The organism is Streptomyces sp. SolWspMP-5a-2 (assembly GCF_900091845.1).
GTDB classification, from domain to species: Bacteria; Actinomycetota; Actinomycetes; order Streptomycetales; family Streptomycetaceae; genus Streptomyces; species Streptomyces doudnae.
Genome location: NZ_FMCI01000249.1, coordinates 1 through 10,505, shown reverse-complemented (window position 1 = coordinate 10,505; position 10,505 = coordinate 1). Strand labels below are relative to the sequence as shown.

General features: G+C 74.4%; 10 protein-coding genes. 7 read left to right on the top strand and 3 right to left on the bottom strand.

Features of this window, described 5'->3' with window-relative positions; genetic code table 11:
• Positions 1–410, bottom strand: a 410-nt coding sequence (locus GA0115242_RS41855) for a helix-turn-helix transcriptional regulator (protein WP_256089574.1), incomplete at its 3' end; no start/stop codon positions are given.
• A gap of 113 nt (positions 411–523) precedes the next feature.
• On the opposite strand from GA0115242_RS41855, the gene GA0115242_RS42545 reads away from it, so the two are divergent.
• Complete coding sequence (locus tag GA0115242_RS42545; RefSeq protein ID WP_237549286.1) at positions 524–2,635, top strand: cell division protein PerM; 2,112 nt, start codon at positions 524–526, stop codon at positions 2,633–2,635.
• Between the two features lie 142 nt (positions 2,636–2,777).
• Here the strand turns inward: GA0115242_RS42545 and GA0115242_RS24590 are convergent, their stop codons facing one another.
• The gene (locus GA0115242_RS24590; protein WP_093832031.1) at positions 2,778–3,590 is read right to left on the bottom strand and encodes a hypothetical protein; all 813 of its coding nucleotides are present in this window, start codon (positions 3,588–3,590) and stop codon (positions 2,778–2,780) included.
• Between the two features lie 290 nt (positions 3,591–3,880).
• Here GA0115242_RS24590 and purN point away from each other — a divergent pair, with 290 nt between their 5' ends.
• Positions 3,881–4,519, top strand: coding sequence for a phosphoribosylglycinamide formyltransferase (gene purN / locus GA0115242_RS24585; RefSeq protein ID WP_093832029.1), 639 nt, complete (start codon positions 3,881–3,883; stop codon positions 4,517–4,519).
• Positions 4,516–6,081 (top strand): bifunctional phosphoribosylaminoimidazolecarboxamide formyltransferase/IMP cyclohydrolase, encoded by a 1,566-nt coding sequence (gene purH / locus GA0115242_RS24580; RefSeq protein ID WP_093832027.1) that lies wholly within the window; start codon positions 4,516–4,518, stop codon positions 6,079–6,081. Before purN ends, purH begins: the two co-directional genes overlap by 4 nt.
• A gap of 89 nt (positions 6,082–6,170) precedes the next feature.
• Here the strand turns inward: purH and GA0115242_RS24575 are convergent, their stop codons facing one another.
• On the bottom strand, positions 6,171–6,866 hold the full coding sequence (locus GA0115242_RS24575; protein WP_093832025.1) for an RDD family protein: 696 nt from the start codon (positions 6,864–6,866) through the stop codon (positions 6,171–6,173).
• 250 nt (positions 6,867–7,116) lie between these two features.
• On the opposite strand from GA0115242_RS24575, the gene GA0115242_RS24570 reads away from it, so the two are divergent.
• From GA0115242_RS24570 to GA0115242_RS24555, 4 genes are all read left to right on the top strand, one after another.
• Positions 7,117–7,971, top strand: a complete 855-nt coding sequence (locus GA0115242_RS24570; RefSeq protein WP_093832023.1) for a bifunctional methylenetetrahydrofolate dehydrogenase/methenyltetrahydrofolate cyclohydrolase — start codon at positions 7,117–7,119, stop codon at positions 7,969–7,971.
• A 484-nt stretch (positions 7,972–8,455) separates the two neighbouring features.
• Positions 8,456–8,974, top strand: a complete 519-nt coding sequence (locus GA0115242_RS24565) for a DUF3017 domain-containing protein (protein ID WP_093832033.1) — start codon at positions 8,456–8,458, stop codon at positions 8,972–8,974.
• 306 nt (positions 8,975–9,280) lie between these two features.
• Positions 9,281–9,742 carry a helix-turn-helix domain-containing protein gene (locus GA0115242_RS24560; RefSeq protein ID WP_093832021.1) on the top strand — a complete coding sequence of 154 codons (462 nt, stop codon included), beginning with the start codon at positions 9,281–9,283 and terminating at the stop codon, positions 9,740–9,742.
• Positions 9,743–9,871: 129 nt separating this feature from the next.
• Positions 9,872–10,505: helix-turn-helix domain-containing protein (locus tag GA0115242_RS24555; protein WP_161353266.1), on the top strand; the 634-nt coding region annotated here is incomplete at its 3' end.

The window sequence follows — 10,505 nt, the reverse complement described above, 5'->3', positions numbered from 1 at the left end:
GGCGGTCCCGACGCCCCCGGTGACCCGGGTGGCCCGACCGGCTCCGCGCCCGCCGCCGCCTCCTCCGCCGCCGCCGTGCCGCCCGCCTCGGACGGGGCGGCCGACTGCCGCTGCGGTCCGCCCTTCTGCTGCCGTTCGCGCTGCTTCTTCTGCAGGGACACCGTCACCACGGGTGACTCCTCCGGCTTCTGACGTTGCGTCGACCCCGTGCCGTCCAGCGAGGCCAGGAACCTCGCGTACGCCTCCCGCTTCCGCCCGCGCGGCGTGGTCCGGCCCGTCTCCCAGGCCCGCACGGTCTCCCGGGTGACTCCGACCCGTTCGGCTGCCTGAGCCTGTGTCAGCGACCGCGCCTCACGCAGCCGTCGGCACTCCTTGGGCGGGGGCAGGGGGGAGGGAGGGCCTTGCGTCACGGGGCTCCCTTTCGTGCGAAAAAGTACATAACCATATATTGGGCGACACTACGGAGCTTCGCCTGTTACGACGGAAAAGCGCGTGTCGTTGGGAGCATGACGACGTGACCCAGATGACCGCTCGCCGACCGCCGTTGTCGTCCCTGCTCACCCGGACGCGCGCCCGATGGCCGGGGCTCGGCGCGAGCCTCCTGGGCGGCGCGCTCGCGGCCGGACTGGGGCTCGGGGTGTTCGCCGTGCTCGTGATGGTGCTGTGGATCAGCTCCCCGTACCCCGACAGCGGACCCGGCGGGGCGCTGCATGTCACCGCGTCGCTGTGGCTGTTGGCGCACGGCGCGGAACTCGTCCGCACCGACACCCTCAGCGGCGTCCCCGCGCCGGTGGGCGTCACCCCGCTGCTCCTGCTCGCGCTCCCCGTCTGGCTGGTCCACCGGGCCGCCCGGGACGCGGCCGACGGCGGCGGCTCCGACGACCGTCCGCAGGGCGGCGACCCGGAGGTCCCGGCCGGTACGGCGTGGGCGGGTGTCGTCCTCGGCTACCTCGCCGTCGGCGCCGCCACCGCGCTCTACGCCTCGGGCGGCGCCCTGCGCCCCGCCTGGGCCTGGACCGCGGTGTGCCTGCCGCCGCTCGTCGCGGGCGCGGCCGCCTTCGGGGTGTGGACGGCGTACGGGCGCCCGCGCGACGCGGCCGACGGACTGCTGGTCAGACTCCCTGTGCGGCTGCGCAGGCACGTCCTGGGCGTGGCCGCGCAGGAGCGTCTCGGGGTCGCCGCGCGGGCCGCGGGCGCCGGGGCCGCGCTGCTGGTCGGGGGCGGCGCGCTGCTGCTCGGGGTCTCGCTGCTCTGGCACGGCGCGGCGGCCCGCGGCTCCTTCCTCGAACTGACGGACGGCTGGTCCGGGCGGTTCGCGGTGCTGCTGCTGTGCCTGACGCTGGTGCCCAACGCGGCGGTGTGGGCGGCCTCGTACGGGCTCGGCCCCGGATTCCTGCTCGGCGTAGGCCATGCGGTGGGGCCGCTGTCGTCCGCGTCGGCCACCTCGCTGCCGCCCTTCCCGCTGCTCGCGGCGGCCCCGTCGGCGCCCGGTGACACCCCGCTGACCTGGGCCGTCGCCCTGGTCCCCGCGGTGGCCGGTGCCACGGTCGGCTGGTTCGTGGCGCGCGAGAGCGGGGTCGTGGACCCGGAGGGCTTCTGGTCGCGGGGGCGGACCGCCTCGACGACGGTGATCGCGGCGGCGCTGTGCGGGATCGCGGTCGCGGTCCTCGCGGCGGCGGCCGGCGGCAGGCTGGGTGTGGCGGCGCTGTCCCGGTTCGGCCCGGTCTGGTGGCAGACGGGTGGCGCGACGGCGGTGTGGGTGACGGTCGCGGGCGTGCCGGTGGCGCTCCTGGCGCGGGCCTGGCGCTGCCGGACCCGCCGGGCCCCGGTGCCGACCGGAGGGGTGGGCCCGCAGGGCGGCACCGAGCGGCGCGGTGCGACGGCGTCCCCGAGCGGACCCGGCACGCGGGGCGGCTCCGCCGGGCGCGGCGACACCACCGGGACGGCGGCCGGGAAGCGGCGGCGCTGGTGGGGCGGGAGGACGCCGGAGGACGGCACCGGCGCCGACGAGCCGCACCGGGACCGGGATTCCGGGTCCGCCGGGCGCCGCTGGTTCGGGAAGCGGGCCGGGGCGGGCGTCCCCGGGCCACGTCCTCTCGTCCCCGGTCCTGACGTCCCCTACGACCAGGACCGGGTCTCCGGGTTGCTGCGCGATCAGTCCGGCGGGGACCAGTTCGACCCCTACGACTTCCTGCCGTCCGGGCCGCCGCCGTCCGCCTCGCCCTGGTACGACGACGCCACCCGCGAGTCCCGCTGGGCGGAACTCCGCCGGGCATCGACCCCACCGAGGGCCAGGGGAGCGGAGGGTACGGCAGGGACGCCGGGGACGCCGGGGACGGCTGGGCCGACGGGAGCCCCGGGGCTCACTGGGACGGGAGGGACGGGAGATACGGGAGGAACGGCCAGGACGACAGGGGCGCCTGAGACACCCGAGACACCCGGAGACACCAAGGCGCCCAGGAACCCCGCAGCGCCACGGAACCCCGAGGCGTCAAGAACCCCCGAGGCGCCGGACATGCCCCCGGCGCCACCCTCACCCGAGCCCACCGGCGAGACTCGAGAGAGCCACGAGGCCCGCGAGATCCCCGGATCCCGTGCGGAACCCGGGAGCGACGAGCCGCCGACCACGCCCTGACGGTGACTGCCACCGGCCAAGCCCGGACGGCGATCGCGGCCGCCCGCGCCCGGACGGTGACCGCCGCCGATCACGCCCCGCGGACGACCGTCGCCGATCACACCCCGCAGGCGTTCGCCGTTCGCCGTTCGCCGCCGTCGTGTCAGTCCTGCGCGCCCAGGAGGCCGCGGACTTCCTTCGGGAGGTGCTGCGCGCAGGACTGCTTCGCCACGTTGGTGAGGGCGTCCTTCGAGCAGGTGTAGTAGTCGCTGTAGACGAGCTGCGCGGTGAAGTACCCGGCGACCAGGACCAGCGCCAGCCCCGACGTGACCAGGCCGCTGATCGCCGCCGTCGTCTGCGGGCGCGAGTTCTCCGCGCCGGGCTTGGCGTCGGCGGCGGGCCGGGACGTGGCGCGCAGCGAGCTGATGCCCCAGTAGAGGGACAGCGCGCCCAGCATCAGACCCACGTAGAGCCAGCCGAACAGGGCGAAGAAGAAGGCCCACATGCCGGTCAGCAGCGAGAGGCGGGCTCTGCGCTGGACCGGGTCGGTGGGGTCCCAGCGCATGCCCTGCCCCGGGCCCTTGCCGGAACCGTCGGGTCCGTCGGGGCCGTTCGGGCCGTCCGAGCCGGAGCCCTGGGCGCCGGGGCGGCTGCCGAACCCGTCGGACGAGCGGCCGGGCTGGCGGTCGCTCCAGTTCCGCCCCCAGGGCGAACGGGAGCCGCCGCGATCGCCGTCGCGGTCGTCGTCGCCGTCGTCACCGGCCGCGCGGCGCGGCTGCCAGGGGCGGTCCGGGGTGCCCTCGGGCGGGGGCGCGAACGGGTTGTCGTCCCCGCGGCCGTCCTGCCCGTCCCCCGAGCGCTCGCCGGACGGCGCGTCGGGCGAGGAGGACGGCCGGTCGCGCCGCAGCACGCCGACGGGCTCGCCTCCCCGCACCGGCCGGGAGGGCGTGAGCAGTCGCAGGCTGCGGTCCGACATCAAGTGAGCGTCTTCCCCTTGGTGGATGGGTCCGTGGAATCGACCGGTTCGGCGTGAGCTGTCGCCTTGGTAACGCCCCGCGCACCGGCCGCGTTCCCGAGCCCGCTCCGCGCACTCCAGGCAGACGGTACCTCCCGGCCACGCCCCCGTCCCATGGGGGCCGTCCGGTGTGCCGGTATCGTTGCTGACGGCCGGGCGCTTCGTAGACTTCCCCGTATCCCGGGGCGCGAAGCATTCGTACGAACGTACATACCGGCCGCACAGACGCTCCCCCGAGAAAGGGCCCCACCGTGGCCGCCACCCCCGCTGGCCGAGCGGTCAAGCGCCTCGTCGTCCTGGTCTCCGGTTCCGGCACCAACCTCCAGGCCCTCCTCGACGAGATCGACCGCGTCGGCCGCGAGGCGTACGGCGCCGAGATCGTCGCGGTCGGCGCCGACCGCGACGGCGTCGAGGGGCTCGCGCGGGCCGAGCGGGCGGGGCTGCCCACCTTCGTGCGGAAGGTGCGCGACCACGCGAGCCGGGAGGAGTGGGACCACGCCCTCGCCGAGGCCGTCGCCGCCCACGACCCCGACCTGGTGGTCTCCGCCGGGTTCATGAAGATCGTCGGCAAGGAGTTCCTCGCCCGCTTCGGCGGACGGGTCGTGAACACCCACCCGGCACTGCTGCCGAGCTTCCCGGGCGCCCACGGAGTGCGGGACGCGCTCGCGTACGGCGCCCGGGTCACCGGCTGCACCGTCCACTTCGTCGACGACGGCGTCGACACCGGCCCGATCATCGCCCAGGGCGTGGTCGAGATCCGGGACGAGGACGACGAGAGCGCTCTGCACGAGCGCATCAAGGACGTCGAGCGCAGGCTGCTCGTCGAGGTCGTGGGGCGGCTCGCCCGCAACGGCTATCGCATCGAGGGACGAAAGGTAGTTATCCAGTGACCGCCGAGAGCAACAAGCGAGCCATCCGCCGCGCGCTGGTCAGCGTCTACGACAAGACCGGACTCGAGGAGCTGGCGCGCGGGCTGCACGCCGCCGGTGTGGAGCTGGTGTCGACCGGCTCCACCGCCTCGCGGATCGCCGCCGCCGGGGTCCCCGTCACCAAGGTCGAGGAGCTGACCGGCTTCCCCGAGTGCCTGGACGGCCGGGTCAAGACCCTGCACCCGAAGGTGCACGCGGGCATCCTCGCCGACCTGCGGCTGGACAGCCACCGCGAGCAGCTCGCCGAGCTGGGCGTCGAGCCGTTCGACCTCGTCGTCGTCAACCTCTACCCGTTCCGCGAGACGGTCGCCTCCGGCGCCTCGCCCGACGAGTGCGTCGAGCAGATCGACATCGGCGGGCCCTCCATGGTGCGCGCCGCCGCCAAGAACCACCCCTCCGTCGCCGTCGTCACCAGCCCCGAGCGGTACGCCGACGTCCTCGCGGCCGTCCAGGACGGCGGGTTCGACCTCCCCGCCCGCAAGCGGCTCGCCGCCGAGGCGTTCCGGCACACGGCGTCCTACGACATCGCCGTCGCGGGCTGGTTCGCGGCCGAGTACGCGCCGGTGGACGACTCCTCGTTCCCTGACTTCGTGGGCAGCGCCCTGGAGCGCAAGAGCACCCTGCGCTACGGCGAGAACCCGCACCAGCCCGCCGCCCTCTACGTGGACGGCACCGGCGCCGGGCTCGCCGAGGCGGAGCAGCTGCACGGCAAGGAGATGTCCTTCAACAACTACACGGACACGGACGCCGCCCGCCGTGCCGCGTACGACCACGACGCGCCCTGCGTCGCGATCATCAAGCACGCCAACCCGTGCGGCATCGCGGTCGGCGCGGACGTCGCCGAGGCGCACCGCAAGGCGCACGCCTGCGACCCGCTGTCCGCGTTCGGCGGGGTCATCGCCGTCAACCGGCCGGTCAGCAAGGAGCTGGCGGAGCAGGTCGCGGAGATCTTCACCGAGGTCATCGTCGCCCCCGGCTACGAGGACGGCGCCCTGGAGGTCCTCGCGCGGAAGAAGAACATCCGCGTCCTGAAGGCCCCGGCCGCGCCCGAGCGGCCCGTCGAGGTCAAGCCCATCGACGGCGGCGCGCTCCTGCAGGTCACCGACCGCCTCCAGGCCGAGGGCGACGACCCGGCGCGCTGGACCCTGGCGACCGGCGAGGCGCTCTCCGCCGACGAGCTGGCCGAGCTGGCGTTCGCCTGGCGGGCCTGCCGGGCCGTCAAGTCCAACGCGATCCTGCTCGCCAGGGACGGCGCCTCGGTCGGCGTCGGCATGGGCCAGGTCAACCGTGTCGACTCCGCGAAGCTCGCCGTCGAGCGGGCCGGTGCGGAGCGCGCCCGGGGCGCCTACGCGGCCTCGGACGCCTTCTTCCCGTTCCCCGACGGCCTGGAGGTCCTCACCGCGGCCGGTGTCAGGGCCGTGGTCCAGCCCGGCGGTTCGCTCCGTGACGAGCTGGTCGTCGAGGCGGCGCGGAAGGCGGGCGTGACGATGTACTTCACCGGCACCCGCCACTTCTTCCACTGACCGTCCCGCCCGCCGCACCACGAAGGCCGTGCCCCCCCTCCCCGGGTGGGCACGGCCTTCGGCGTGAACGATCGCGCAGCGGCGAGCGGTCAGTTCTGGACGACCATGGTGCTGGCCGCCTTGTCGTGCCAGCCCTGCTGGCGGCCCGACTTGTCCCAGAACGGCGACAGGTAGACGAGGAGCTGGCCGATGCCGCAGACGATGCTGCCGACCATCGGGATGATCCAGCGGATGAACGACGAACCCAGGCCCGGCTTCTGGCCGGATTCGACCTTCACCACGCGGACGCCGACGGCGAGCTTGCCGAGGGTCGCGCCCACCAGACCGACCATCAGCCACTCGTAGATCAGGCTCGCTATCGCCAGGACGCCGATCACCGCGCCGAACTTGGCCGCGAAGTCGGAACCCGCGTCGTTCAGGCAGCTGTTGTAGTCGGCCGCGTTGGGGTCGCAGTCGCCGGCCGCGTTCATGGAGCCCGCGACACCGATGACGGCCAGGAAGATGTAGATGACGCTCAGGATCACGCCGTCGATCGCGCGGGCGCCCAGACGGCGGCCCATCGAGGCGACGCGCGGACCGGGACCGCCCGGGTAACCGGGCTGCTGGGGGTAGCCGGGCTGCTGCGGATAGCCGTACCCCTGCTGCGGCACGCCCTGCGGCGCCTGCGGGTAGCCGTAACCGGGCTGCTGGGGGTAACCGGGCTGCGGGGGCTGCTGGCCGTAACCGGGCTGCTGGCCGTATCCGGGCTGCTGCTCGTACGGGTTCTGCGGCGAGCCGAAACTCATGGCGGGACTTCCTCCGTTGTGCTGCGGGGACGACGCGGATGGCGGAGGAACGTCAGTAGATGAGCGGTTTGCCCCCCAACACGGACCGCGGTACTGCGCCGTTCATCGTGGTGGCCTGGAAAGGGCTTGTCCAGCCGTGGCCCGCAGACGTTGTGCAAGTGCAACATCTGCGATCTTGGCCGGATACGTGCCACGGAGCCCGGACCACCCGGATTGGAACCAGGGGCCTGTCATCCGCGAGGATGGGACCATGACCGCCCAGATTCTCGATGGCAAGGCCACCGCAGCCGCGATCAAGTCCGATCTGACCGTCCGCGTGGCGGCGCTGAAGGAGAAGGGCGTCACGCCCGGCCTCGGCACGATCCTGGTCGGGGACGACCCCGGCAGCCAGAAGTACGTCGCGGGCAAGCACCGCGACTGCGCCCAGGTCGGGATCGCCTCCATCCAGCGCGAACTGCCCGCCACCGCCACGCAGGAGGAGATCGAGGCCGTGGTCCGCGAGCTGAACGCGGACCCCGCCTGCACCGGCTACATCGTCCAGCTCCCGCTGCCCCGCGGCATCGACGAGAACCGCGTCCTGGAACTGATGGACCCGGACAAGGACGCGGACGGACTCCACCCGATGAACCTCGGGCGCCTCGTGCTCAACGAGCCCGCCCCGCTGCCCTGCACGCCGAACGGCGTCCTGACCCTGCTGCGCGCCCACGGTGTCGAGATCAAGGGCGCCGAGGTCGTCGTCGTCGGCCGGGGCGTCACCATCGGCCGCCCGATGCCGCTGCTGCTCACCCGGCGCAGCGAGAACGCCACGGTCACCCAGTGCCACACCGGCACCCGCGACCTCTCGGCGCACCTCAGGCGGGCGGACATCATCGTCGCCGCGGCGGGCTCGGCGCACCTGGTCCGCCCCGAGGACGTGAAGCCGGGCGCCGCCGTCCTGGACGTGGGCGTCTCCCGCAGCGCCGAGGGCAAGATCGTCGGCGATGTGCACCCCGGCGTCGCCGAGGTGGCCGGGTGGATCTCCCCGAACCCGGGCGGTGTCGGCCCGATGACCCGCGCCCAGCTTCTCGTCAACGTGGTCGAGGCGGCGGAGCGCAGTGTCGGCTGAGCCGCGCGAGCCCCGACGGGACGGCCGGGCCCCGCGCGGCCCGGCCGGTACCGCGACCCCGGAAGAACAGGCGGAGGCGGCCGTGCGACAGGCGATCGGCGGCGGTACCACCAGGGAGCCGCTCGCCCCCGGGACCGCCGACTCCGAAGCGGATGGTCCCGGAGCGGACGGTTCCGGTGTGGACGGTTCCGAAGCGGGCCGTCCCGGAGCGGACGGTTCCGGGGCGGACGTCTCTGGAGCGGACGGTCCCGGAGCGGACGGCGACGAAGCCGCCGTCGCCGAGTCCGCCGCCACGGAGTCGGACACTCCCGGATCGGACGCGTCCAAGCCGGACAGGCCCACGTCGGACGCCCCCGAGCCGGACGAGCCCGCATCCGAGGACGCGGAAGCCGAGGGAACGGCGCCCGAGGGAACGCCGCCCGAGGGCCCAAAAGCCGAGGGCACGGCAGCCGAAGGCACCGCCCCCGACGCCTCGGGCCCGCCGGTGTCCGAAGGCACCACCCCCGATGCCTCCGGCAACGCCTCCGCGCCCGCGTCCGAAGGCACCGCCTCCGACACCTCCGGTGACGTCCCCGCGTCCCGTGTGCGTCGGGGGAGTACCCGGTTGCGGCGTGGTGGCGGGCGGTTCCCGTTGTTCACGCGGGACACCGCGCGGCCGGAGGGCGGTGGCCGGGCCGCGCCCCGGGACGCCCCCGCGCCCGCCCGGCAGTGGCCGATCCTCGCCGTGCTCGGCGTCGTCGCGCTCGGTCTGCTGCTCACCGCGCTCGACGTGTTCCGGGTCGGGACCCTGCTGATCGGCTTCGCCCTGCTGGCGGGCGGGGCGCTGCGCTGGGTGATGCCGGACGTCGGCATGCTCGCCGTGCGCTCCCGGTTCACCGACATCTGCACCTACGGCGCCCTGGGCCTCGCGATCGTCGTGCTGGCGATGATGGCGCAGCCCGACCCGTGGCTGCAGATCCCGTTCCTCAAGGACACGCTGCACTTCACGGTCAGCAGCGGCTGAGCGCGCCGTGGACGACGGCCCGTCCCCTCCCCCGGGTGCGGGACGGGCCGCCGCCCCCACACCCTCGGTCACCGTGAACGGCCTGTTCAACGGGTGTCGGCGCGCTGTGGCACGGCGGTGACCGTTCCGGCACGGTGTCCGGGTTCCGGCCGGATCGGGCCACGTCCCGTTTCGGCGGAACCGTCCCGGTGCCCGCCGTCGTCACTCGCACCGACCGGACACCGCGGGACCCGTCCGCGCGGGCGACCAGCGGCGGGACGCAACCGGACGATCCAGCACACGAAGAGAGAGCCGTGGAGGTGAACGATGGGTGCCTGGCAGCCGCTGCCGGACGATCTGCCTCCGGAAGTGCGCCACTTCGTCGAGCAGTTGCGGACCCTGAAGGACAGCACGGGGCTCAGCCTCGTCGCGCTCGGCGCGAAGACCGCCTACAGCAAGTCCTCCTGGCACCGCTACCTCAACGCCACCCAGCCGCCGCCCCGGCAGGCCGTCGCCGCGCTGTGCCGGATCGCCGGGCTCGCGGGCACCGACGCCGAGCGCTTCGGCGTCCGCTGGGAACTCGCCGTCCAGGCCTGGCCGAAGCCCGCGTCCCTGCCGGTCAGACCGGACGGCGGCCAGGAGTACGAGGACGACCCCACGCTCCCGTGGTGGGACGCCCCGCCCGACCGTGCCCCGCAGACCCCGGGCGGACGGCTGCTGCGGTACGCCCTCGTGCTGCTGGTCGCCCTGCTGGCGGTCGGCGTGCTCGCCGCCGTCACACTCGGGTGACGTGCGCCCCCGTCCGGGGAACTGAGATCCTGGCCGGACGCACCCCCGCGCATGGCCGGAACCGACCCCGCGCGGGTGGCGCGCACGGGGGACGAACAGCACCGACCGGGGGGAAAGAGGGGGGAAGGAATGCCTCGCTGGAAAGACTTGCCGGATGAACTCGATCCGCAGGTCAGGGAGTTCACCAGCCAACTGCGCCGGCTCGTGGACCGGGGTGGGCTGAGCATCGCGGCGGTGGCCGACCGCACGGGGTACAGCAAGACGTCCTGGGAGCGCTATCTCAACGGGCGGCTGCTGGCGCCCAAGGGCGCGATCGTGGCGCTGGCCGAGGTCACCGGGACCAACCCGGTCCATCTGACGACCATGTGGGAGCTGGCTGAACGCGCCTGGAGCCGTTCGGAGATGCGCCACGACATGACCATGGAGGCCATCCGGATATCCCAGGCGCGGGCCGCGCTCGGGGAGTTCGGGACGACGCCGACGACCGACGCCGCGCACCGGGCCGCGTCCCGCAACGGCGCGACGGCGGCCAGGCCGGGGGTGGCGGGCCCGGCGGGGGTCTCGCCGACCGTGCCGCCGCAGCCCTCGGCGCAGGACCCGGACGACCCCAAGGAGGGCACGGAGCCGGGCGCCGACCCGTCCGACAGCGGCGGCAACTCGTGGCGGTTGGCCGGGTACAGGGGGCCGTCGCCGAACAGCGGCGGTCCGCGCACCGGCGCCCGTCCGCGACCGGGGGCGGAGGCGGGCGCGGGTACCGGCGCGA

Coding starts and splice junctions, on each gene's coding strand:
- GA0115242_RS24570 (WP_093832023.1), top strand. CDS start 7,117: ATGACCGCCCAGATTCTCGATGGCAAGGCCACCGCAGCCGCGATCAAG.
- GA0115242_RS42545 (WP_237549286.1), top strand. CDS start 524: ATGACCGCTCGCCGACCGCCGTTGTCGTCCCTGCTCACCCGGACGCGC.
- GA0115242_RS24560 (WP_093832021.1), top strand. CDS start 9,281: ATGGGTGCCTGGCAGCCGCTGCCGGACGATCTGCCTCCGGAAGTGCGC.
- GA0115242_RS24575 (WP_093832025.1), bottom strand. CDS start 6,866: ATGAGTTTCGGCTCGCCGCAGAACCCGTACGAGCAGCAGCCCGGATAC.
- GA0115242_RS24590 (WP_093832031.1), bottom strand. CDS start 3,590: ATGTCGGACCGCAGCCTGCGACTGCTCACGCCCTCCCGGCCGGTGCGG.